This window comes from Shewanella sp. P1-14-1, from assembly GCF_001401775.1.
GTDB classification, from domain to species: domain Bacteria; phylum Pseudomonadota; class Gammaproteobacteria; order Enterobacterales; family Shewanellaceae; genus Shewanella; species Shewanella japonica.
The window spans coordinates 122408-147992 of the sequence record NZ_LKTL01000011.1; the positions used below are offsets into that span (position 1 = coordinate 122408).

16 protein-coding genes are annotated in these 25585 nt (G+C 38.0%); 15 read left to right on the forward strand and 1 reads right to left on the reverse strand.

Annotation, left to right across the window (positions count from 1 at the left end; genetic code table 11):
- Nucleotides 1–4: 4 nt before the first annotated feature.
- From AN944_RS10015 to AN944_RS10080, 14 genes are all read left to right on the forward strand, one after another.
- Nucleotides 5–1369 (forward strand): DUF1329 domain-containing protein, encoded by a 1365-nt coding sequence (locus AN944_RS10015; protein ID WP_055024468.1) that lies wholly within the window; start codon nucleotides 5–7, stop codon nucleotides 1367–1369.
- Nucleotides 1370–1417: 48 nt separating this feature from the next.
- Nucleotides 1418–2428: a YCF48-related protein gene (locus AN944_RS10020; RefSeq protein ID WP_055024469.1), complete on the forward strand. Its 1011-nt coding sequence runs from the start codon at nucleotides 1418–1420 to the stop codon at nucleotides 2426–2428.
- Nucleotides 2429–2560: 132 nt separating this feature from the next.
- The gene (locus AN944_RS10025) at nucleotides 2561–4915 is read left to right on the forward strand and encodes an RND family transporter (RefSeq protein ID WP_055024470.1); all 2355 of its coding nucleotides are present in this window, start codon (nucleotides 2561–2563) and stop codon (nucleotides 4913–4915) included.
- Nucleotides 4916–5182: 267 nt separating this feature from the next.
- Nucleotides 5183–10027: an NAD-glutamate dehydrogenase gene (locus tag AN944_RS10030; protein WP_055024471.1), complete on the forward strand. Its 4845-nt coding sequence runs from the start codon at nucleotides 5183–5185 to the stop codon at nucleotides 10025–10027.
- Nucleotides 10028–10092: 65 nt separating this feature from the next.
- Entirely contained in the window at nucleotides 10093–11115 is a 1023-nt protein-coding gene (gene pyrD, locus AN944_RS10035) for a quinone-dependent dihydroorotate dehydrogenase (protein WP_055024472.1), read from the forward strand.
- A 187-nt stretch (nucleotides 11116–11302) separates the two neighbouring features.
- Nucleotides 11303–11836 (forward strand): cell division protein ZapC, encoded by a 534-nt coding sequence (locus AN944_RS10040; RefSeq protein ID WP_055024473.1) that lies wholly within the window; start codon nucleotides 11303–11305, stop codon nucleotides 11834–11836.
- A 1072-nt stretch (nucleotides 11837–12908) separates the two neighbouring features.
- Nucleotides 12909–14363 (forward strand): xylulokinase, encoded by a 1455-nt coding sequence (gene xylB / locus AN944_RS10045; RefSeq protein WP_055024474.1) that lies wholly within the window; start codon nucleotides 12909–12911, stop codon nucleotides 14361–14363.
- A gap of 73 nt (nucleotides 14364–14436) precedes the next feature.
- Nucleotides 14437–15753, forward strand: a complete 1317-nt coding sequence (gene xylA, locus AN944_RS10050; protein WP_055024475.1) for a xylose isomerase — start codon at nucleotides 14437–14439, stop codon at nucleotides 15751–15753.
- A 339-nt stretch (nucleotides 15754–16092) separates the two neighbouring features.
- A complete protein-coding gene (locus tag AN944_RS10055) occupies nucleotides 16093–17076 on the forward strand; it encodes a Gfo/Idh/MocA family protein (protein ID WP_235530885.1) in 984 nt (327 codons plus the stop codon).
- A gap of 64 nt (nucleotides 17077–17140) precedes the next feature.
- Nucleotides 17141–17623: a GNAT family N-acetyltransferase gene (locus tag AN944_RS10060; RefSeq protein ID WP_055024476.1), complete on the forward strand. Its 483-nt coding sequence runs from the start codon at nucleotides 17141–17143 to the stop codon at nucleotides 17621–17623.
- Between the two features lie 269 nt (nucleotides 17624–17892).
- Complete coding sequence (locus tag AN944_RS10065; RefSeq protein WP_055024477.1) at nucleotides 17893–18969, forward strand: LacI family DNA-binding transcriptional regulator; 1077 nt, start codon at nucleotides 17893–17895, stop codon at nucleotides 18967–18969.
- Between the two features lie 243 nt (nucleotides 18970–19212).
- Complete coding sequence (locus AN944_RS10070) at nucleotides 19213–20820, forward strand: glycoside hydrolase family 43 protein (RefSeq protein ID WP_055024478.1); 1608 nt, start codon at nucleotides 19213–19215, stop codon at nucleotides 20818–20820.
- Between the two features lie 228 nt (nucleotides 20821–21048).
- Nucleotides 21049–22197, forward strand: a complete 1149-nt coding sequence (locus AN944_RS10075) for a diguanylate cyclase (RefSeq protein WP_055024479.1) — start codon at nucleotides 21049–21051, stop codon at nucleotides 22195–22197.
- A 367-nt stretch (nucleotides 22198–22564) separates the two neighbouring features.
- Nucleotides 22565–24211 (forward strand): methyl-accepting chemotaxis protein, encoded by a 1647-nt coding sequence (locus AN944_RS10080; protein ID WP_055024480.1) that lies wholly within the window; start codon nucleotides 22565–22567, stop codon nucleotides 24209–24211.
- A gap of 363 nt (nucleotides 24212–24574) precedes the next feature.
- On the opposite strand, the gene AN944_RS10085 is transcribed toward AN944_RS10080, so the two are convergent.
- Nucleotides 24575–24889 (reverse strand): hypothetical protein, encoded by a 315-nt coding sequence (locus AN944_RS10085; RefSeq protein ID WP_055024481.1) that lies wholly within the window; start codon nucleotides 24887–24889, stop codon nucleotides 24575–24577.
- Between the two features lie 184 nt (nucleotides 24890–25073).
- On the opposite strand from AN944_RS10085, the gene AN944_RS10090 reads away from it, so the two are divergent.
- Nucleotides 25074–25568, forward strand: coding sequence for a putative 4-hydroxy-4-methyl-2-oxoglutarate aldolase (locus AN944_RS10090; RefSeq protein ID WP_055024482.1), 495 nt, complete (start codon nucleotides 25074–25076; stop codon nucleotides 25566–25568).
- Nucleotides 25569–25585 lie beyond the last annotated feature (17 nt).

Below are 25585 nucleotides of genomic sequence, written 5' to 3' on the forward strand. Positions count from 1 at the left end.
AATAATGAAGAAACTGACGATATTATCGGCTGCAGTAATCATGGCGTTTAGCGCTCCTGCAGCGATGGCGAAAGTATCTGAAGCTGAAGCTGCGAAATTGGGTAACGAGCTTACTCCAGTGGGTGCTGTTAAAGCAGGTAATGCTGATGGTTCTATCCCTGCTTGGGATAACGGCATTACATCTCCAGTTGCTGGATATGAAAAAGGAATGCATCATCCAGATCCTTTTCCTTCAGATAAAATTTTATTCACCATTACTAATGCAAATAAAGCGCAATATGCTGAATTTTTAACGCCGGGCCAAAACAAGCTTTTTGAACTGTATCCAGATACATACAAAATGAATGTTTACGAGACTCGCCGTACTGCCTCGCTGCCTCAGTATGTTTATGATGCAACTAAGGCTAATGCATTAAATGCTGAACTTGTTGCAAATGGTAATGGTGTAAGTGGTGCGTCGATCAGTGTACCGTTTCCAATTCCAAATAACGGGTTAGAGGTCATTTGGAACCATATTCTTCGCTATCGTGGTGTTGATATTAAAACTGCACGTAGCCAAGCGGCTCCAACAGCAAGTGGTTCGTACACATTAATTGAAACTGCTGAAGAAATTCGTTTCAGTTACAGTCGTCCAGAAGTGACGTTAGATCAATTAAAAGAGTCGAACACCTTGTTCTTCTTCAAGCAAGTTGTACGTCAACCTGCTCGTCTAGCGGGTACGGCACTACTTGTAAAAGAAACGATGGATCAAGAAGCGCTTCCACGTCAGGCTTGGACCTATAACACAGGACAACGTCGTGTACGTAAAGCACCAAACGTTGCCTTTGATACTCCAGGTACTGTTTCAGATGGTTTAAGAACCACTGATGACTTTGATATGTTTAACGGATCTCCAGTGCGTTATAACTGGGAATTAGTCGGCAAGAAAGAGCTTTATATCCCATATAATGATTACAAGCTTCATTCTGACGCACTTGAATACGATCAAATCTTAACGCCTGGCCATATTAATCCAGAGTTTGCGCGCTGGGAAAAACACCGTGTATGGGAAGTTAAAGCAACCCTTAAAGATGGTATGCGCCATATCTATAAAACACGTGTTTTCTACATCGATGAAGATTCTTGGCAGGTTTCACTAACGGATATGTACGATAACCGTGATGAGTTATACCGTGTAGGTACTGCGCACTCGATTAACTACTATGAAGTTCCTACCCATTGGAGCACGTTAGAAATCTTCCATGATTTACAATCTCGTCGTTACTTAGCGATGGGGTTAGACAACGAAGGGCGCATGTATGATTTTGATGCAAACCTTTCTGAAGCTAACTTCACGCCTGATGCGCTTCGCCGTGCAGGTATTCGTTAAGACCAAATAGGGGCGCAATGCGCCCCTACAATTTCTAAGGAAGTTTGTATGTCGTTCCGCACACTTCGCAATGTTGTCGCTTTTAGTGCGAGTTGTTTTTTAGCTCAAGCGCCAGTCCATGCTCAATTCGATCCTCTTTCTGTTCAGATCCAACCTTTAGCGCAATCTTCTCTTGTTCTTGATTTAGCCAAAGCAGGTAAAAGCCTTGTTGCCGTGGGAGAAAGAGGGCATGTGCTTGTTAAGCAAGATAATCAATGGCAACAAGTTGCTACGCCAGTCATCTCACAATTAACTAAAGTGTTTTTCCTTGATGATAAAAAGGGATGGGCAGTTGGTCATGATGCCACCATTATTCACACCGAAGATGGCGGGTTGACTTGGCAAGTACAGTTTCAGTCTATCGAAGTAGAAAAGCCATTACTTGATATTTTATTCTTCAATGAAAATGAAGGCATCGCAGTGGGTGCTTATGGTTTGTTTTATCGCACAACCGATGGCGGTAAACAATGGCAGGAAGAGTTTCATGAAGAGCTACTATTTCCGGAAGATGTTTCCTATTTAGCAGATTTAAAAGCAGAAGATGAAGCATTGTATTTATCAGAGCGAGCTGCATTATTACCGCATTTTAACCGTGTTATTCAATTAAGTGATACTCAACTGCTCATGGTTGGTGAACTTGGGTTAGTAGCAACATCAAATAATAATGGCCAAACATTTGAGACCAAAGATTTTTATTATGAGGGGTCTATGTTTAATGCTATTGAAACAAACGATGCTATTTATGTCATGGGACTTCGTGGTCACGTGTTTAAAACTGATAAACAATTTACTCAGTGGAATGAAATCGCACTGCCTGTTAAGTCATCCATTAATAATGCCTATATTAAAGATAACTTAGTCTATTTAGTGGGTAACGCTGGGGTGGTGATTGAGCTTGATTCTAACGATGCCGCTAACATTGTCACTCGAAGACAAGGCGAAAACATTGTAGCAATCGAAAGTGACGCTAAAGGTGAACTTTGGTTTGCAGGTTCTAAAGGGTTATTTCAGCTTAAATAGATAATTTAGGCTAAGTTTAATCGAGTTATTCAAGATAAGTTCTAGGCTTTGACATTGAAATTCATTTTAGACTGATATTTGATTTACGTTAGATAAACATAAAAATAAAACAACAATAATAGGGCCGATAAGATGTTAGAAAAACTGGTCAATGGATTTGAAACCCATCTTTTCAGAAACCGTATGTGGGTGATTTTGTCATTCATACTCATTACAATTTTTTTGGGTTACCAAGCTAGCCAATTAAAAATGGATGCGGCGTTCAGCAAAAATATTCCGCTGAATCATGAGTACATGAAAACGTATACCAAACATCAAAAAGATTTTGGTGGGGCGAATAGGATTATGGTGTCTGTTGAAGATACCAGTGGCAATATTTTTAACCCTGAATACTTCGAAACACTTAAAAACGTTCACGATCAATTATTTTTCATTCCTGGAGTTGAACGTTCTCAAGTTAAATCACTTTATTCGCCATCAACTCGCTTTACTGAAGTCGTTGAAGACGGTTTTGCTGGCGGCCCTGTCATTCCAGCAGACTTTCGTAATGATGAATATGGCTTAAATGTAGTCCGCGATAACGTTGAAAAGGCAGGGATTGTTGGACGTTTAGTATCAAATGACTACTCATCAGCCATGTTAACGGCTCAGTTAATGGATTTTGTGGCCAAAACTGACGAAGAAATGGCAGAGTCTGAAGGCGCAGAAAAAGATATTACCACCAAACCATTGAATACCATTCAATTTGCTAAGCAACTTGAAGAAGAACTTCGGGGTAAATATGAAACTGATACGATAAAAATTCATATTATTGGTTTTGCTAAAATGGCAGGTGATGTCGCTGAAGGTGCAAAAGGCGTTTTACTTTTCTTCTTGATTGCGATTTTAATCACTGCCGTCATGGTTTACCTTTTTTCTAAGTCATTAATTTTAACTTTATTACCTTTGATTTGTAGCTTGGTTGCGGTTTGCTGGCAATTGGGATTATTAACGGTAGTGGGTTTCGGTCTTGACCCTATGTCAATTCTTGTACCTTTCTTGGTATTTGCTATTGGTGTAAGTCATGGCGTACAAATGATTAATGCTGTTAGACGTCGTGTTATTGATGGTCAAAATACAAAAGCCGCTTCAGCGTCAGCTTTTCGTAGTTTATTAGTTCCAGGTGGCGTCGCATTACTGTCTGACACTGTGGGCTTTTTGACCTTATTAGCTATTGATATCGGCATTATCCGTGAGCTAGCTATTTCAGCATCGTTAGGTGTTGCGGTTATTATTTTAACCAATCTCATTTTATTGCCTCTGGTTATTTCATACACCACGATAAAGCCAGAAAAAGAAGACCCAGTTAAAAAAGCAAAAATTGAAGGTTTGTGGAAGTCGTTATCACGTTTTGCAACGCCAAAATATGCCAGTGTAGTATTAGTCTGTACGGTACTGCTTTATGCCTTTGGTTTTCAGCAAGCTAGCAATATGAAAATTGGTGACTTACAAGGCGGAGCGCCAGCATTGCACCTTGATTCGCGTTATAACCAAGATACTTTTCATATTACCGATAATTACTCAATTACTACCGATTACATGACGGTAATTGTTGAGGCGACACCTGAAGCGTGTACTTATCATTCGATTCTTAATGAGATAGACCAATTTGAATGGATGGTAGGTAATACGCCAGGTGTTGAGTCAACAGCAAGTCTTGCGTCGGTGTCTAAGCAGGTGAATGCTGGCTTTAATGAAGGTAATCCTAAATGGCAAGTGCTTCCACGTACTACAGCAAGTTTGGTTCAAGCTGTAGGGCGGGTGCCTACTACATCTGGTTTGCTTAATGGTAACTGTTCGGTCATGCCAGTGTTTCTTTTCTTAAAGGATCATAAAGCAGAAACGATTGAAGTTGTTACAGCAAAAGTTAAACAAGTTGCAGCACAACTAAACACTGATACCTTGCAATTTAAACTGGCATCAGGACCTGTAGGAGTAATGGCTGCCACTAATGAAGCTGTCAGTGAAGCGCAATTGCCTATGATGATTTATGTGTATGGCGCTGTATTTGTTCTTTGTTTGATAAGTTTCCGTTCAATTAAAGCCACCATAGCAGTTATCGTGCCTTTGTATGTCGTGTCGACTTTAGCTCAAGCATTAATGACTTGGTTAGATATTGGTCTTGCAGTGAGTACGTTACCTGTTATTGCGTTAGGCGTCGGGATTGGTGTTGATTACGGTATTTATATTTTATCGACCATGTCCGGCAAATTAACCCAAGGAATGGCAGTTCAACAAGCGTACTTCGAAGCACTTGTTGAACGAGGTAGTGCGGTTATCTTTACTGGCTTAACATTAGCCATCGGTGTAAGTACTTGGTTCTTCTCGGCACTTAAGTTCCAAATGGACATGGGTATTTTGTTAACTTTCATGTTTTTAGTGAATATGTTGGGTGCGATAATTATTTTACCTGCATTATCAGCAGTATTTTGGCGCAAACCCAAGTAGGTAAACGGTTTAGAATTATAAAGAGGAGCCTAGCTCCTCTTTTTTTTTGCATACTTACTCTATCTAAACGCTTGATTGGTCAAATAGTGACTATAATTGCTGTGTTAACAAGGATTTTAGAGGATCTACCACTAAAATAGTGCTCGAAATAGCATTAAATTAGTAATAAACTTTGCTCCAGATCTCAGTTCTAAAACTGAATCAACAAGCCGAAGCATCCAATATAATGATAAAAGCGCTGCCATAAACGCTTAAGGAAACTGCAACATGGCCTTTAAAGATGCAATGCCTTCAGTACTACTAGAAAATGTAGTCAATTTAATTCATAAAAAAATCCCTAATTCTCAAGCTAAACAAGTTGAGCAATTTGCCAATTGTATATATGCACATATGTCTAAAGACGACTTAAATGCTCGTAATGACAGCGACCTTTATGGTGCAGTATTAAGCCTTTGGAATGCCCTCAATAAATCTGCTGAAACCAACAGCCACATCCGTGTGTTTAACCCAAGTCAGTCAAAACATGGCTGGCAGTCTACCCATAGTATTATTGAAATTATTCAACCTGATATGCCATTTTTGGTTGATTCAGTGACTATGGCATTAAACCGCATGGGCATTACGGCGCATATGGTGTTACATACACCACTTGCTTTACAACGTGATGAGGAATTGGTTAAAGAAGTGTCATTTATTAAAGATGCGCCAGAAGCAACTGAAAATGTTGCGGTATTTTTAATTGAAATTGACCGTCAAAGCAGTGAAAAAGATATTAAAGCCATTGGTAAAGAACTTGAGTCAGTTTTTGCCGATGTCGTGTCATCTGTTGATGATTGGCAACAGATGTCTGACAAATTATCAGAAACCATTAAAAAGTTACCTAAGCAGCCATTTCCTGGTGAAAAAGCCGAAATGGAAGAAGCGACTAACTTTTTGACCTACTTGAATAATCATCATTTCACACTGCTAGGTTATCGTTATTATGAGCTTAAGCGAGTAGAAGGTGATGTTGAGCTTGTTCCAGATTTAGAATCAAGCCTTGGTTTGATGGGACGTTCAAGCAATCAACATAGTGACCGTGGCTTATTACTGTCAACGTTCTCAGCATCTGCCCGTAAAGAAGCATTAGATTCTAGCCTACTCGTATTAACGAAAAGCTCGACTAAAAGTCGTGTTCACCGCCCAGCATATGTCGATTATGTCGGGATTAAACGCTTTGATAAAGCCGGAAATGTGATTGGTGAAGATCGCTTCTTAGGTTTATATGCATCTAACTTATATAACCGTAGCCCTCGCGAAATTCCTTTGCTTGCGGGTAAAGTTGAGCGTGTTATGGAGCAATCAGGTTTAGCGCCTCGCTCCCATGACTATAAAGCCTTGATGAATATCCTTGAGAACTTACCACGTGATGAGCTAATACAAGCTAAAGAAAATCAACTCGCTGATATAGCTCGTGGTGTTCTAGAAATGCAAGATCGTGACAAATTAAAATTATTTGTCCGTAAAGATGGCTTTGGTCGTTTCTTATCTTGTTTAGTGTATGTATCAAAAGACCGCTACAACACTAAGTTACGTCAAGATACACAACGTATTTTAGCTCAGCATTTTAACAGTAGTGAAGATGTTGAATTTACTACTTACTTTTCTGAATCAACTTTAGCGCGTACGCATTACATCATCAAAGTTGATAATAATAATATGGATGTCGATGTGGCAGCTATTGAGAAAAACCTAATTGAAGCTGCTCGCTCTTGGGAAGATAAATTACACAGTTCTTTAAATAATGCCTTAGGTGAACAGTCTGGTACTGGATTAACCAAGCGTTACTTAAATGCATTTTCACCAAGCTATAAAGAAGATGTTCTACCAAGTTCAGCTGTGGTTGATATTCAACACCTTGAAGCATTAAATGATGAACATAAGTTAGGAATGTTGTTCTATCAGCCTCAAGAAACGGCATTAAATGACAATAAAGTTAGGTTAAAACTTTTCCATAAAGATGAGCCAATTCATCTTTCTGATGTGTTACCTATGCTTGAAAACTTCGGTTTGCGTGTGATTAACGAGCGCCCATATGAAGTGAAAACAGCTGATGGCCATACATACTGGATTTTAGATTTCTTAATGACAGTTCAAGGTGCTGCAGTCGATAATTTAGCGGACAGTCAAGATCGCTTCCAAAATGCATTATCTCAAGTTTGGGATAAAGAGCTGGAAGACGATGGATTTAACCGCATGATTTTAGCGACTAGCTTAACCGGCCGCGAAGTGTCTATTTTACGTGCATATGCAAAATATATGCGCCAAATTGATGCGACTTTCAGTCAGTCTTACATTGAAGAAACATTTAATCGTTACCCACAAATTGCTGATTTGTTGGTTAAAATGTTTATTCGTAAATTCAACCCTAAGCTCAAAACTCGTACCTTGAGCAAGTTCCTAGAGCAAGTTGATTTACGTCTTGAAGATGTTTCAAGTTTGGATGACGATCGTATTATTCGTCGTTATTTAGATTTAATTAATGCCACATTGCGTACTAACTTCTATCAAACTTTAGAAACAGGTATCAATAAGCCTTATATCTCGTTTAAGTTTTCGCCAGAAGATATCCCAGAGATGCCACGCCCATTACCAAAGTTTGAAATCTTTGTGTATTCGCCGCGTGTTGAAGGTGTTCATTTACGTGGAGGTAAAGTCGCACGTGGTGGATTACGTTGGTCTGATAGACGAGAAGATTTCCGTACCGAAGTACTCGGCCTTGTAAAAGCGCAACAAGTTAAAAACACCGTCATTGTGCCAGTGGGTGCTAAAGGTGGTTTTGTTTGTAAACAACTCCCTACTGATGGGGGACGTGAAGCGTTCTTTAATGAAGGTCAAGCATGTTACCGTCTATTTATTCGTGGCTTACTCGATATAAGCGATAACATTATCGAAGGTAATGTCGTGCCACCAAAAGATGTTGTTCGTCACGATGAAGATGATGCTTACCTTGTTGTTGCGGCAGATAAAGGCACAGCGACTTTCTCTGACATTGCTAATGAAATTGCTATCGAATACGATTTCTGGCTTGGTGATGCCTTTGCATCGGGTGGTAGTAATGGTTATGACCATAAAAAAATGGGCATTACTGCAAAAGGGGCATGGGAGTCGGTTAAACGTCACTTCCGTGAAGAAGGCATTGACTGTCAAACCACAGACTTTACCTGCTTAGCGGTTGGCGACATGGCGGGCGACGTATTTGGTAACGGTATGCTGTTATCGCGTCACACTAAATTAGTGGCTGCATTTAACCATATGCATATCTTCGTTGACCCAAATCCGGATGTGGAGAAAAGTTATCTTGAGCGTGAACGCTTATTTAACTTACCACGTTCAAGCTGGGAAGATTACAACACTAAGTTAATGTCTAAGGGCAGTGCTATTTTCCAACGTTCAGCTAAATCATTGAAGCTGACTAAAGAAATTAAAGCGATGCTTGAAACTGATTTAGACACCATGACGCCAAATCAATTGATGCAAGCATTACTGAAAATGCGTGTCGATTTAATTTGGAATGGTGGTATCGGAACTTACGTTAAAGCAACTTCAGAAACACATGCTGAAGTTGGTGATCGTGCTAATGATGCTATTCGTGTAAATGGTAATGAACTGAAAGCTAAAATCATTGGTGAAGGCGGTAACTTAGGTGCGACACAATTAGGCCGTATTGAATTTGCAGCCAATGGCGGCCGAGTCAATACCGACTTTGTTGATAACGTTGGCGGCGTAGACTGCTCTGATAACGAAGTTAACATTAAGATTTTACTTAATACATTGGTTGCTGACGGCGAACTGACTGTTAAGCAACGTAACCGTTTACTTGAAGACATGACCGATGAAGTTGGTGAAATTGTACTTCAAGATTGTAACGACCAAACTCGTACTATTTCAGTCACTCAAGCCCATGGCATTTCTCAGTTAAAAGAGCACATACGCTATATCCAATATCTTGAAAAAGATGGCAAATTAGATAGAGCGCTTGAATTCTTACCGACTGATGATGAGCTTGCCGAGCGTTTAGCTAATAATCGCCCACTGACTAGACCTGAGTTATCAGTATTGGTGGCTTACGGTAAAATGGTGCTGAAAGAGCAGTTAGTGACTGAAGAAATTACCGAAGATACTTTCTTAAGTAAGTTACTTACGGATTATTTCCCGCAGCAATTACAAGCTAAATATGCTGACAAAATGATTGCACATCCACTGCGTGGTGAAATTATCGCAACGTCACTAGCCAATGAATTGGTTAATGACATGGGCTTTAATTTCGTTCAACGCATGCAAGATGAGACAGGTGCCACAGTCGCAGAGGCTGCTATTTGCTATACTATGGCCCGCGAAGTTTTTGGTCTAGCAGAGTTAACTCAGTCAATCACTGAGCTCAATGGCGTCGTATCGGCTGATGTGCAAAGTGAGATGCTACATCAACTACGTCGTAATATGCGTAGAGCCTGTCGTTGGTTTATTCGTCACCGCAATAAAGGTGAGAACATTGAGCAAACAGTGGCATTCTTCAAACCAGTATTTGAAGAGTTAAAAGCCAATGTTGATCAATATATGATTGCTGCAGAAGTGATTGCAATTTCAAGTGAAATAAAATCATTAACAGAACAAGGTGTACCTGAGTCATTAGCGCAAGTTGTTGCTAAAATGAGTACATTATTCTCAGCGTTAGATATTGCTCAGATTGCTGAACTCGAAGGAAAGACTGTTCAATTAGTGGCAGAAACTTACTTCAGATTGGGTGCGAAAGTTGAATTGCATTGGTTCCTAGAACAAATCAGCAATCAACCAGTATCGAATCATTGGCAAGCTTTAGCACGTGCAGCCTTCAGAGAAGAGCTTGATTGGCAGCAACGAGCATTGAGCTCTACAGTACTTAGAGCATGTACTGATACGTGCAATGCAGACACAATCATTCAGCAGTGGATTGATAATAATGAGAAGCTATTGGAACGCTGGTTCCATCTACTAGCGGACTTTAAAGTGTCTCAAAGCCATGATTTCGCAAAATTCTCGGTGGCGTTACGTGAACTTAATTTATTGATCCTTCATTGCGAAGGCCCAAGATAATTATTTATAATAAGTGAACAAGCCCTGGCAAATAGCCGGGGCTTTTTTTAGGTTTAGGAGAAAGCATGTTTTTTTACAAAGTTGCACAAAAAGTAATGTTTCAAATGGATCCAGAAGTAGCGCATAACATCGCTATTGGAAGTTTAAAAAACACTGGAAACAACCCTTTAAACCTATTTTATAGTCAAAATGTAAGTGCTGCTCCAGTCACATGCATGGGAATTACATTTAATAACCCTGTAGGGCTTGCTGCGGGCTTAGACAAAGATGGCGAATCAATTGATGCATTTCATGCAATGGGCTTCGGTCACGTTGAAGTAGGGACCGTAACACCACGTCCTCAACCTGGTAACGAACAACCACGTTTATTTAGACTTAAACCTGCTAAAGCGATTATCAATCGAATGGGTTTTAACAATAAAGGTGTTGATAACTTAGTTAGAAATTTAATGGCTAAGAAAACTGACATTATTGTTGGTGTTAATATCGGTAAAAATAAAGATACCCCAGTTGATGAAGGTAAAAATGATTACCTAATTTGTATGGAGAAGGTTTATCAGCATTCAGATTATATTGCAGTAAATATTTCTTCACCAAACACACCAGGTTTGCGTACTTTACAATATGGTGAGCTTTTAGATGACTTATTAAGTTCATTAAAAGCAAAGCAAGCGGAATTAGCTGAAAAACATAATAAGTATGTTCCAATTGCGCTTAAAATTGCGCCAGATTTAACAACAGAAGAGATTGAAAAAATTGCTCAGTCTTTATTAAAGAGTAAATTTGATGGTGCTATTGCCACAAACACCACATTAACTCGTGATGCAGTCGTTGGTTTAGATAATGCAAATGAGATGGGTGGGTTAAGCGGTAAGCCATTAACTGATCTTTCAACTAAAGTGATCAAACAATTAGCTGAATTTTTGAACGGTGAGATCCCAATTATTGGCGTCGGTGGAATTAATAGTGCAGAAGATGCATTAGCTAAATTCGATGCAGGATCGCAATTGGTTCAAATATATACAGGTTTTATTTATCAAGGGCCTGGTTTAATTAATGATATTGTTAATGCTTATAAAGCGAAATAAGATCTTAATAGCTTAAAAACCATACTAAGATCTAAATAATAGATCTTAGTGAGTTATAACGATCGCGTTTTTGATCTTTCGATCGTTATAACTTTTTGATCTCTATATCAATTATTTGAAATAACTTTTGATATTGTTGGAAATATAATCTATTATCAGACTGTATTCTTATAATTAGGTACTAAAAATGTTATTAATGCCAAATAAGGACTGGCAGTGGGAATTTAATGAATGCTATAAGCGATTAAGTATTTCATTGGGTCCTGACATGGAGTTCTTAACTCCATATAAAAGTAAATCTCTCATCCCTGATGCGTTAATAACATCAGAGTTTAGTGTCGAGCACGCTAAATTCTATATTCACATGCTTGAAACCTTACCTAAAATTGTCAATATGTCTGATGCGGCGATTGTTCAAACTGCATTAAATGCTACCGCCTCACATTTTTTGCTTAAACCACAAATGCCGAAATCATGGTTTTTTGAAATAAGCCAAGAATGTGTTTATTGCGAAGTTGGTAAACTATTTCTGTTAAATGCTAGTGGTAATAACGTACTGGTATTAGTGGTAGAAAATAGTTTGCAAGCAGCTTTAGTTATGGTGCTATCTAAAGAGTGCCCATTAACCGAAACTAAAGTTTTACAGCAATTTGAAACGATTAAAGTGATGCATAATCGATTAAACCCACTGAAGAAGATTGCACAGGTTGTTGCTGCGTAACTGCTATAGAGTAGGGGAGTTAATTCAAGTTTATCTCTCAATGAATGCATTACATGTCTGAAAATCTAGATGCTATAGATTAATTTCTTTTTAGCTAGCTATATTTTACTTATAAATTCATTTTCTTTGTTCCATTTTGCGATATCTCTACTTTATTTAAGCTTTTATTTCCTATCATACAATCTTGGTTTCAGTTGCAACTCTAGACATATTGATTAATAAAAGCTCAGTATCACCTGATAATTAGTCACTGTATATTGCTGATAAATTGTTCGTTAAGTTAATTGTTAAGCTATAACTTCGATGCGTTTTCATTTGCATTGTTAGTTAGTGAGGCTGCCAGTTAATGAGGTTGATAGTTATAGACAGTGTTACTCATAATATGGTTTTTAGCTCATGATATATTTCTCATAGCGAATAGTTATTTTGTTTATGAATTATCTTTTAATTGAAAGCCTGTTAAATCGTGAGTAGCTCTTGAGCTGACTAATATGTTGTCATCATTAAAAACTTACAGTAAATTTCGGCGCTAATATTATTACTACGCGTATCCCTTTCCCTCTTCCTTTCACTAAAGCTTTCATTAACAGTTAACGCTGACCTTTAAAATAATTCTATTAACCTTGAATGCTGTTAAACACTCTTATTATCTAAACCCGAATAAAGAACCATTTACATATTTGATGCAAAGCATAGCTCTCTGTTTAAAATACACTTAACTAAACCGAGCCATTATGCAGTGTTTAGCTTTAGTTATTTGTTCTTAAATCTAAAAATGAATAAACAGGGGGAGATATGTCAAGGATGACGAATTGATATTTTTTTTGATATTTCTCGCTGATCTACAATCTCATATTTCATGTCTTTTGCTACGTTTCAGTTTTTAATGACTGCTTATCAATGTTGGATGTTCTTCAAGTTATTGTTTTTATAACCTATTGCAAAAATTTTTTGAAAAAGTAACTTTTTAATTGTGAGCGGTAACATTTTAATGTAATGTTTATGTTACTTTCATTTGGCGAAGTATTGTTCTCCAATGAGCCTTAATTAAGAACTGTTCGAGGAAGAGACTGTGTACTTAGGGATTGATTTAGGAACATCTTGTATAAAGCTAGTATTGGTAACTGAAGGCGGCACTGTTGTAGATACAGCGAGTGTGTCGCTCACCGTTTCTCGTCCACAACCATTATGGTCAGAACAATCTGCTGAGTCTTGGGGTCAGGCAGCGATGACAGCAATGGACAAACTTGCTGCTAAAGGTCAACTCGCAGATTTAAAAGCAATTGGACTTTCAGGCCAAATGCATGGCGCAACATTACTTGATAATCATGGTGACGTACTTCGTCCTGCAATGTTATGGAATGATGGTCGAAGTGCAATGCAGTGCACTAGTATTGAGGAATCAGTGCCTAATGCTCGTCAGCTTACCGGTAACATGATTATGCCAGGTTTTACCGCGCCAAAGTTATTGTGGGTTAAAGAGAGCGAGCCTGCGATTTTCGATAAGGTCGCAAAAGTATTATTACCAAAAGATTATGTTCGTTACCTTCTAACTGGTGACTTTGCATCTGATTTATCCGATGCAACAGGCACTGTATGGACTGATGTGGCGAAGCGAGATTGGGATGACAATTTACTGGCTGCTACTGGCCTTTCTCGTGACCACATGCCAACTCTTTATGAAGGGTCTGAAATCACTGGTTACATTAAACCTGAATTAGCTAGACGCTGGGGCATCAGACAAGTGCCAGTCGTTGCCGGTGGCGGTGATAATGCTGCTGGTGCGGTAGGTGTAGGCATTATTAAATCGGGTCAAGCTATGTTGTCTCTTGGGACTTCCGGTGTTTATTTTGCAGTCACTGACGGCTATAAATCAAATCCTGACAGTGCTGTACACAGTTTTTGTCATGCGCTTCCTGGTACATGGCATTTAATGTCTGTTGTATTGAGTGCCGCTTCTTGTTTGAATTGGTTAGCAAATTTAGTCGGTAATGTCAGTGTACCTGAGTTATTAAATGAATTAGCACAACAACAATCAGATAACCAATCAGATCTTATTTTCTTACCTTATTTAAGTGGCGAACGCACGCCACACAATAATCCACACGCTAAAGGTGTTTTCTTTGGGCTTACTCATTCAACTGAACGAGCTGACATGACTAAAGCCGTGTTAGAAGGAGTGGGCTATGCATTTGCTGATGGCTGCGATGCATTGCATGCATCGGGCGTAAAGCCTGATGAAGTGTCCTTGATAGGTGGTGGTGCTAAAAGTGAATATTGGCGCATATTATTGGCAAATATTCTTGGCCAAAATCTCGTTTATCGACAAGGCGGCGATGTTGGTCCCGCGCTTGGCGCTGCACGACTTGCACAACTCGCGGTAACACCCAATGCCAATATTGAAGATATTTGTCCTGTACCAACATTAGTTGAGTCATATGAACCCAATCAAGCCGAATTTAACCATCACAAAGAGCGTCGTGAAAAATTCAGCCAAATTTATCAAAACCTAAATTCATTATTTTAATGATTAATAATAAGCGTATTGAAAAAGTAGTGACTTTTTACATGCGTATTTACCTTACTGTTTGGAGAGAACTATGAGTGAATTATTTAGTGGCGTCAGCAAAATAAAATATGAAGGCCCAGAATCAACTAATCCTTTGGCGTTTCGTTATTACGATGAAAATAAAGTCGTATTAGGTAAAACAATGAAAGAACATCTGCGTTTTGCAGCATGTTACTGGCATAACTTTTGTTGGAATGGTTTTGATATTTTTGGTGCTAATACCTTTGACCGTCCTTGGTTAGAATCTGGCGAACCTTTAGTAATGGCAAAACAAAAAGCCGATGTCGCGTTTGAGTTTTTCCAAAAGCTTGGCGTGCCTTATTACTGTTTTCACGATGTAGATGTTTCTCCAGAAGGTGCCAACATTCGTGAATATTTAAATAACTTTGCTGAAATGACGGATGTGCTTGCACAGAAGCAAGAAGAAACCGGCATGAAGTTACTATGGGGTACTGCAAACTTATTCAGTAATAAGCGTTATATGTCAGGTGGCGCGACGAATCCAGACCCTGAAGTGTTCGCTTATGGCGCAACCCAAGTTTGTACTGCAATGAATGCAACACAACGCCTAGGCGGTGAGAACTACGTTTTATGGGGCGGGCGTGAAGGTTACGAAACGCTATTAAATACCGATTTAAAGCGTGAGCGCGAACAGTTTGCTCGATTCCTTACCATGGTAGTTGAACATAAACATAAAATTGGATTTAAAGGTGCTCTATTAATCGAGCCAAAACCACAAGAGCCGACTAAGCATCAGTATGATTACGATACTGCGACGGTACATGGTTTCTTATCTCAGTACGGTTTAGAAAAAGAGTTCCAAGTGAACATCGAAGCGAACCACGCAACGCTTGCAGGGCATTCATTCCATCATGAAATTGCTAATGCCTTTGCACTCGATGTGTTTGGCTCTATCGACGCTAACCGTGGCGATCCTCAACTGGGTTGGGATACGGATCAGTTCCCAAATAGTGTCGAAGAAATGACATTAATCATGCATGAAATTTTGAAAGGGGGTGGCTTTAAGTCAGGCGGCTTTAACTTTGATACCAAAATCCGCCGTCAAAGTATCGATCCAAATGATTTATTCCACGGCCATATTGGTGGTATGGATACGATTGCTGTGGCATTGCTTAAAGCGGCTGACATGTTTACAGATGCAACCTTAGAGAAAAAGGTTGCGCAACGCTATGCAGGTTGGGATGGTGAACTAGGTCAAAACATTTTACATGGTAAGCTAGATTTAGCAGGGTTAAGTGAATTTGCCCAAGCTAAGCAGCTTGACCCTAAACCGCAAAGTGGTCAGCAAGAGTTATTAGAAAATTATGTTAATCGCATGATTTTTTAATGTTCATACTTTTTCACGTAATCTCATTCTACAAGAAGGTCGCTTGTGAATATTGATTACTTTTTATTGGCTCTTATCAATGCAATGCTTGCTAAATAAGAGTTGCGATAACTTTGGTTGTCGTATTGATAAACCGCCGTTAATACTAATTAACGGCTTTTTTATTGTCGTGACGGTTAATCGCCAATAGTATAAAAATAGATAATGATAAAAGTTAATCTTGTTCATGCCTTTTATTAAATGGATAAGCTTGGACTATTATTTTGGTTTAAAAAGTTACGGAAGATTATTGATTATATTTTATCCATGCGACTCAGAACAATCAGAGTGGGATAAATAATGAACAAACAAGGATTAGAAATGAAGCAAGTTAGCTGGGGAATTATTGGGGCAGGTAGGATTGCTCATCAATTTGCTGCAGATATGTCATATGTCGACAATAGCAGATTATATGCCATTGCAGCACGTGACTCTAAAAGAGCTGAAGCTTTTAAGACGCAATATGATATTTGTCAATCTTACGGAGATTATGACAGTTTATTCAATGATGAAAATGTCGATGCTATTTATATTGCGACCCCACACAATTTTCATTTCGAGCAAGCAAAGGCTGCAATTCTGGCAGGAAAGGCCGTACTGTGTGAAAAGCCAATTACCATTTCTACTGAAGAAGCAAAGGTACTTTATCAATTAGCAAAGCAAAAAAAAGTTTATTTATTAGAAGGAATGTGGACGTATTTTTTACCAGCGATTCAGCAAGCAAAGCAATGGGTTAAAGAAGGACATATTGGCAATTTAATGCACATTAAAGCTGATTTTGGTTATCCGCAGGCTTATGAACCTAACTCAAGAGAGTATGCCAAAGAGCTTGCTGGTGGCTGTGTATATGATATGGGAGTATATCCTATTGCCATTACTCAACTTTTCATTAATGAAACGCCAATATCAGGATTTGTTACCTCACATCTGGCACCTAATGGAATCGAAAATGATGCAGCTTTCATATTTGAATATGAAAATGTAACGGCCACCTTAGCTACATCTTTTAGATGCAAATTACAGAATTGGGCTTACATCATTGGTGACAAAGGTTATATTGCTATTCCAGACTTTTGGCGAGCAAGTCAGTGCTTTTTATATCAGGGAGATGAGTTAATCTCAGAGTTTAATGATAAACGTAAAAGTATCGGTTTTAATTTTGAAATAGAAGCTGCTGCAAACGATATTTTGGCTGGTAAACTCTCATCTAATATAGTGACTGAGCAAATGTCATTAGCATTTCAAGCACGGATGGAATGGATCAAATCCCAAATAAACCAATAGTTTTTTGACTCTAAGATACCTTTTGAGTTTGACAAAGTGCTAGTTAATTTGGAGTGGAGTAAAAATGAATATTGAAATCAAACCGATCACACCAAATCAAGATCAGACCGTTGCAGATATTATTGCAAAAGTAGGTACAGAATTTGGTGCAATTGGGGAGGGGTTTGGTCCTTCAGATCCTGAAGTAAGTCAAATGAGCCGATATTATTCTTTAGAAAATAAAAGCCAATATTATGTAGCCAAATTAAATGGCCAAATTGTGGGATGCGGTGGAATAGCAAAGTTTAATGACAGTGAGCAAACTTGTGAATTACGAAAATTGTTCCTGTTACCAGAATCAAGAGGCTTTGGCATTGGTAGAAAACTTACTAAAGTGTGTTTGGATTTTGCGCAATCTCAAGGATACGAGCAGTGCTATTTAGATACCTTAGCATCAATGAAAGCTGCTATTTCTTTATATGAATCTATGGGATTTACACATTTAGATAAGCCTCTTACAGGAACTATTCATGGTGGCTGTGATATATGGATGCTTAAGCGTTTTTAATAACATAGTGCTTAAGACGCAAGCAATGATTAATCGTTTTTGTAAGTTATCGGTATCATAATTATTCTTGTTTGGCACTTTATAAGATTAATGTTACTTATTGCTATGTTTCTATTCGTTTTATATTGGTATGTTTTGTCTTAATAAAGCATAAACAGATAATTTTAATAAGTTCAAGCTGGGTCATTTGTTGAGTAATCCTGTTATTTTTTCCTTCGTATTGTTACATTTGAATTTCGTAACATTTTTAAGCTGCTGGCGAGTCTGTAATGAGTCCAATAAGTAAGAGTAATTCTAAAACAAAATCCACGATTCAGGATGTTGCTGAATTAGCTGGTGTATCAAAAATGACAGTTTCTCGAGTGTTGAACAATGATGAAAAGGTCAGTGATAAAACGCGTTTAAAAGTTAAAGAGGCGGCCAATAAATTACATTACAGACCAAATATTTCGGCTCGTCGCTTAGCCAGTGCAAAATCTTACTTCATTGGATTACTGTACGAAAACCCTAGCCAAGGTGGTTATGTCAGTCAGTTTATGATGTCAGCGTTAAAAAGCTGTCGGCAGCGTGGTTATCATTTAGTCGTTGATGAATGTGAAGGGACTCAGGTAGAAAAACTGACTATTACTCGTGATCTCGTTGAAGAAACCCGTGTCGATGGCGTCATTTTATTGCCGCCATTTTGCAATAATATTGAAATTCTAAATGAGCTTAAAGCATTGAACGTTCCTTACATTCGTGTTTCACCTGATGTCGAGCTGACTCAATCCCCATTTGTTTGTATGGATGATTATCAAGCCGCTTTTGAAATGACGAATCTATTGATAGAGCAAGGACATATAGATATAGCGTTTATTATTGGCCATCCAGATGTAGGAGCAAGTCGGTTACGTTATCAAGGCTTCTTAGATGCAATGCGTTCAAATAAGTTAACTATACCGCCAGAATACATCGAGCAAGGTTTGTTCAGTTATAAATCTGGATTAAGCGCGGCTAAGGCGTTGTTAACTTGTAATAATATGCCAACAGCTATTTTCGCAAGTAATGATGATATGGCGGCAGCGGTTATCTCTGTGGCAAATTCTTTAGGGATACAAGTCCCTCAGCAACTTAGTGTCGTAGGTTATGATGATACGTCAATAGCGACGACGATTTGGCCCAACATTACAACGGTTAAGCAACCAATTGAAGCCATGGCAGAAGCTGCAATAGCAATGTTGACGACAGGAAAGTTTGATCAAGGCTTGAGTGATAAATTGTCTGACTTACGCCACGTGCTTGATTTTGAATTAAAACAGCGTGATTCAACTAGCCGGGTTAAGTCATCGCTCATTCCTAACGCCTGATCACACCACACCAAGTGAATTTTTATTAGCAGCAATCATTTGCTGCTTTTTTGTGTAGCCTCGTCTGTTGTCGTGCTTCATCATTTTTAATGCTTTTATTTGTCAAATTGACACTAAGCTGATTTGGTAATATGTTATCGTTAACATATGCATGTTGTATCATACTGTTAACACCCAGTTGTTTTATATTGGCGATTAAAAGAGTGTGAAGGCATTTAACTTATCAAACTGAAAAGGTGAGCTATGAATTTACCCGATATTAATCCCATACTGCCAGGGTTTAATCCAGATCCAAGCATTGTACGTGTGAATGATGATTACTATATCGCTGTATCAACATTTGAGTGGTATCCAGGGGTACAAATCTATCATTCAACAGATTTGGTTAATTGGACCTTAGTCCATCGACCGTTAAATCGAGCTGATTTATTAGATATGACTGGTGTCCCAGACTCATGTGGTATATGGGCACCATGTCTTACACACAATAATGGTAAGTTTTATCTTATTTATACCAACGTCAAACGATTTGATGGCAACTTTAAAGATTCACCTAATTATTTAACTACCTGTGAAACAATCGATGGAGAGTGGACTCGTCCGGTTTATCTCAATAGTAGTGGCTTTGATCCATCTTTATTTCACGATGACGATGGGAAAAAGTGGCTATTGAATATGGTTTGGGATTATCGGCCAGATAGAAGTTTCTTCGGTGGTATCGCTTTACAACAATATTGCGATAAAACAGAAAGATTAATTGGCGAGTCGAAAATTATTTTTACGGGTACAGAGTTCGGGTTAACTGAAGGGCCTCATTTATATAAAAAAAATGGTTACTATTATTTATTAACTGCTGAGGGGGGGACTGGGTACGAACATGTTTGTACTATGGCCCGTTCAAAACATATCGATGGCCCTTATGACGTTGATCCTCAAGGTCCTATTGTAGCAACGGTTCCTCATTTACAGCACAAATTGCAACGTAATGGTCATGGTAGCTTAGTAGAAAGTAAAGAAGGGGAATGGTATTTAGCTCATCTGACTTCTAGACCACTTGATATTGAACAACCTACATCACAGCGTCGCAGTCCTATGGGCAGAGAAACAGCAATAGAATCTGTTCAATATACCGATGATGGTTGGTTTAGGTTAGCGACTAACTCATCGCAGGCACAATTAAATCCAATTGGATTAACAGCTAAACCGCAGCGAGATTTCTCGTTTAGAGATGAATTCACAGATAGATTTATCGCGGATCAATTTCAATGGCTTAGAAGTCCAACCCCTGAAAACTTTGTAAGCACAACCCGTAAACCAGGTAGCTTATTGCTGACAGGAATGCATTCATTAGGTAGCACATTTGAGCAAGCGTTGGTTGCGACAAGGCAGCGTCATTTTTCATTTGTTGCTCAAACCAAAATCATGTTTGAATCTAACCACTTTCAGCAAACCGCAGGATTAATTTGTTATTACAACGCTCATAAATTTCATTATTTATATTTATCTTATGATGAAAAAATTGGGCTAAACCTAGATATTATGAGCTGTGAAGGTGAGCAAAGTTTAGATCTTGTATTTCCAATATTTGAACAGCGTATTCCCTTGTTACAATCATCGGTTTATCTACGAGCAGATGTGCACTATGAAACACTTAAATTTGAATACTCATTAAATGGATCTGACTGGTTTCACATTGCGTCTTTAGATTACAGTTTAATTTCTGATGAAGCAGGCAAAGGAGAAGGTTCCAGTTTTACTGGTGCATTTGTTGGTTTATGTGCTCAAGATTTAACTGGGCAAAACACAGTTGCAGAGTTTAGTTACTTTGACTACAAAGAACGCCATCAATAGGAATGGACATACATACTTTCTGACTTAATGTGAATAACATGGCGATAGAATTTGTGTTATTCACATTATTGAGTGGTGTGGTAAATTTATGACATATTTATTCAATCATATGGAGGATGATTTCGTAGCTAGTATTTGAAAACTTTGCTATATATAAAGACATAATATTAATAATGTTTTACCTGTTTTTGCTGCTTTTAAGCAAAATTTAGGAAAAATGGGTAGTCTATGTTCGACTTTATTTTACGGCCTTTTCATCAAAAACTAACCGGTTTTTCGTTATTGCGTTTTAAGCATTATCACGTCCATCAAGTCATGTTGCCGTATTCCGGATTTTTGTTATCTGTCATTCCTATTTATCTTTTATTTGGCCTTTTAGATTACCAGCACTTAACTGAGCATGCTTGGGTTGCGACACTCAGCAGAGTCTTCTTATCGATACTTTGCATAGTGGTGTTAATTACCTTGCGGCGTTATGCATCCAAGTATTTAGAGCTCGCCGAGCTGTTTTTAGTGTTAACGGTATACATGTCGATTATTACTATCGGAAAATTGGCGATGACCCAAGGTAATTTTGATTATCAATCAGGTGGCGTGTTAGTCATGGTTTACATCGGGGCATTATCTCGAATGCCATTTAAGCTGAGCCTATTTGGTTTATCACTGATGTTGTTGAGTTATTTACTGATAATCGCACCAGATAGAATTGGACAAGATTATGGTGAAGAGCTCGATAGAATATCTATCTTTTTTGCTGTGTTCCTAATTAGTTTAGTGGCTAGCTTACGCCGAGATTCTGAAACTCGTAAAAGCTTCCAGCAGTTTAGCCAAATTAGAAGGCAACAGTTACGGCTTAGAGCAAGTCAAAAAAAATTAGCGTTGCAAACAGTTACGGATCCATTAACCGAGCTTAAAAACCGTTTGTATTTAACTAAAAATGGTCCGCAAATTGAACAAAGCGCACAACACACTAATAAACCATTAAGCGTGTTAATGATAGATATTGATAACTTCAAATCAATTAATGATACCTATGGCCACCAAGTCGGCGACAATGTGATTTATGGAGTAGCGCAAATTATACGTCAACATTGCGGTCGGTATACTGGAATGAATGTACGATACGGAGGAGAAGAGTTTTTATCTGTTTTTCAGTGCTTCAATGAGCAACAGTTATGTCAGATTGCAGAGAAAATCTTAGATGATGTTCCCAAATTGTATTGGCCGAATACCCACCTCAGGGTCACGATTTCGATTGGGGCGTCAATAGATGTAAAACAACGTTGGGATTTGAACGAGTTGATTTCTCATGGTGATAAAGCCTTATATCTTGCAAAACAGAATGGTAAAAATCAGATTCAATTGATAACGCAGTAATGCACGTCATCTAGTGATGACCTTAGTTAACTTTTGCTTAATGCTTGCTATTATTTTTTGATGAACACCTTTTCGACAAGCGTTATTACATGGCGAACACCTCTCACTATTCTATATTTAATTATTCTATTCACCACGAATCATTTGCGGCTTACCCATAGTTGCTGAGTTTATTGATTGATTTTTATTCATGTGCTTTGCTAAATAATTTCTTTAATCGGTCGATTATAAGGAATAAGGTATGTTTATAAGCTAAATTTGAATGATGATTGTTTGGGGAAATAACAATCAGTTCATTACTTATTCATTAGCTTTAACCATAGTCTAGTTTGTCTCAATATTTATTCTAATAATACGGTGAACGACAATGAATGCTATAGATCATTTTTTTCGTAAAACGAGTATTTCTAACCGCTTGATGGCCATGATTATGGTTGCAGCTTTTGCAACTGTGCTCATGTTTTTGTTCGCTTTTAACCGTATCGAAAATGTATTGGTGCAAGAAAAGCAGGCCAAACTTACTGGTATTATTGAGGTCGCAAGCTCTGTCATCAATCAGTTTTATTTGGCTTCTGAGCAAGGTGATATGTCGGAGGCAGAAGCGAAACTTGCTGCTATTAATGCCTTAGATAATTTACGTTATTCTGGTAATGAATATTTTTTTACCGTTGATACCATTGGGGTCATGGTACAACACGCATTTGCGAAAAAACTCATCAATACAAATGTGTTATCAATGCGTGACCCTGATAATGTGCCGTTATTTCAATTAATGATTGAACGTACTCATAATGCCAAAAATGCCACGGTTAACTACATGTGGAATAAACCCAATCAAGATACTCCTAGCCCTAAAATGAGTGTTGTAGAACGTTTTACTCCATGGGGATGGGTCGTTGGTACGGGGATTTATATCGACGATATCCAAACGCAAAAAACTGAATTTTTGATGCAATATTTATTTTTACTCTTATTGGTTTGGTTACCGATCCTGATTATTTTGTTTGTTATCACTAAAAGTATTTCAACGCCGATGCAACAGACTATTTCAGCTTTTGAGAATATTGCTAAAGGTGAAGGGGATTTGACACTGAGGTTAGCCGAAGATGGTCAAGATGAACTTAAGCAAATTGCTCATAATTTTAATATTTTTACAGACAAGATCCAAAATCTAGTATCTTCAGTTGCGGGAAATGTCACTCAAAGCCAAGCTCTTGCTCAACAGCTTGCATCTATATCATCTGATGCAAATCAAGTGTCGAGTAATGTTCAAATGGAAACCGAAAATGTTGCTACTGCGATAAATGAAATGTCGATGACAGCCGCAGAAGTTGCGTCAAATGCACAAGCTGCTGCACAGAGTGCAAATATTGCCGACACTGAAGCCGACAATACTGCCATGATTGTAGATAAGGCAATGTCAAAAATTGGTGATTTGTCTTCTGAGCTACAACAAACCGAATCTGTTGCAAAAGGCCTAAAAGTTAGCTCAAGCCAGATTGGGCAAATATTAGATGTTATTGTTGGTATTGCTGAGCAAACCAATTTATTGGCATTAAATGCTGCTATTGAAGCCGCCCGTGCTGGTGAAGCGGGTCGAGGCTTTGCTGTGGTTGCCGATGAGGTTAGAACGCTTGCTAGTAGAACGCAAGATTCAACCCGTGAAATCAATGGCATTATTGATGCTATTAGAGAGGCTATTGAAGATGTAAACCATTCAGTAGAACGGGCTTTAACACAATCAGATGAAACCGTTGGTGAAACGCAAAAAGTAGAACAAGCTCTTCATTCAATTAAGTCAGCGATTGGGGATATTTCTCAAATGAATATTCAAATAGCAGGTGCAACAGAAGAGCAAAGTGCAGTGATTTCAGAATTAAATATGAATATTACCCGCATTAATGATATGTCGGTAGAGAATAAAAATCATAACGAGAAATTACTGGATAGTAGTGACAATATAGCAAAAGGCTCAAATGAGCTTGAAAACATAGTAGGGCAGTTTAAAGTGTAAACCATAAATAGTCTTATTGATGAACACCTCGCATTTATAAACTAATAAAGCCTTGTTGGAAATATTCAATAAGGTTTTTTTATTCGAACTTGTAAATGCAAATTTATTTCATTTTTGTTAACTGTTTATGGTTAATTTACATAGCTGACGAATTGATATTTGCATTAAACACATTAAAAATAACATAAGCTATCTGATAGACCGCTTATGGGCTTAGAAATGATTGCTAGACTGGAGTGGAGATTTAATGCTGCATATATAATACAGCACATATAAATCAACGATGGTCGATAGTAGTTAGCAAAGGGTAATTATCGAGGAAGATTAATCGGTATTAAACCAATTCATTAGTAAGCACAGTCATTACTGGTGTTTCAACTTATTCATTATGTTGATAACGTCTTGATACGAGATTTTATACTCTCTTGATAACTGGATAATTTTTGCTTTGTAGGTTTGAATATGTTCTTGCTTTACCAATTCAGTTTGTTTTTCTTCGACAATTTCAGAAACCACTTCTTCTAAGATTTTTAAGCGTCGTAAACTGTAATCCAAAGAAGATAAATACGTCTTCATTTGCATTCTATTACGTGCATTCTCAAGATTTTTAGTTGTTCTATTTTCAAAATCTAATTCATCGAACGCATTTATTACATTTTGTAAATTGATATCAGTCATATTGAAAACTACTTAAAAGTTAATTGGTATTTCGCAATAAATGAGAAATTCAAATACTGCAATGTTTTCATCCATGAACAAGTAAAGTATAGGCGACAGTTTATTCAGATTAATGAATTGTTTCAATAGCTATGGACGTTTATATTATGAGGTAACCTATTCATTTTAGTACATGGAGTGTGAGATGTTAGATTTATTACCCGACTTATTTGACCATTACGAAAATAAACTGACTTTAGTTCAATCGAATTGGAACTCTTATGGTGGTAAAACTATTTTTTATGGCGAAGTGGTCACCGTTAAATGTTTTGAAGATAACTCTAAAGTTAAGTCAGTATTAGCCACACCGGGAAAAGGTAAAGTGCTAGTGGTTGATGGTGGTGGCGTCTGTCGACGGGCCTTATTGGGCGATATGATTGCGGAGTCTGCATTTAATAATGAATGGGAAGGGATAATCATTTATGGCGCAATCAGAGATGCAGGTACTATCGCAACCATAGATATTGGTGTGCAGGCACTTGCGACAAACCCAATTAAAACTGAGAAAAAAGATGTCGGTTTAATTGATGTTGCCATCAATATTGCTGGTGTCGATATTAAACCCAAGATGATGATCTATGCTGATATCAATGGTATTGCCATTGCTGAAAAACCTTTAGATTTAACGGTTTTGAGCTAAACTGTTACATAACAACA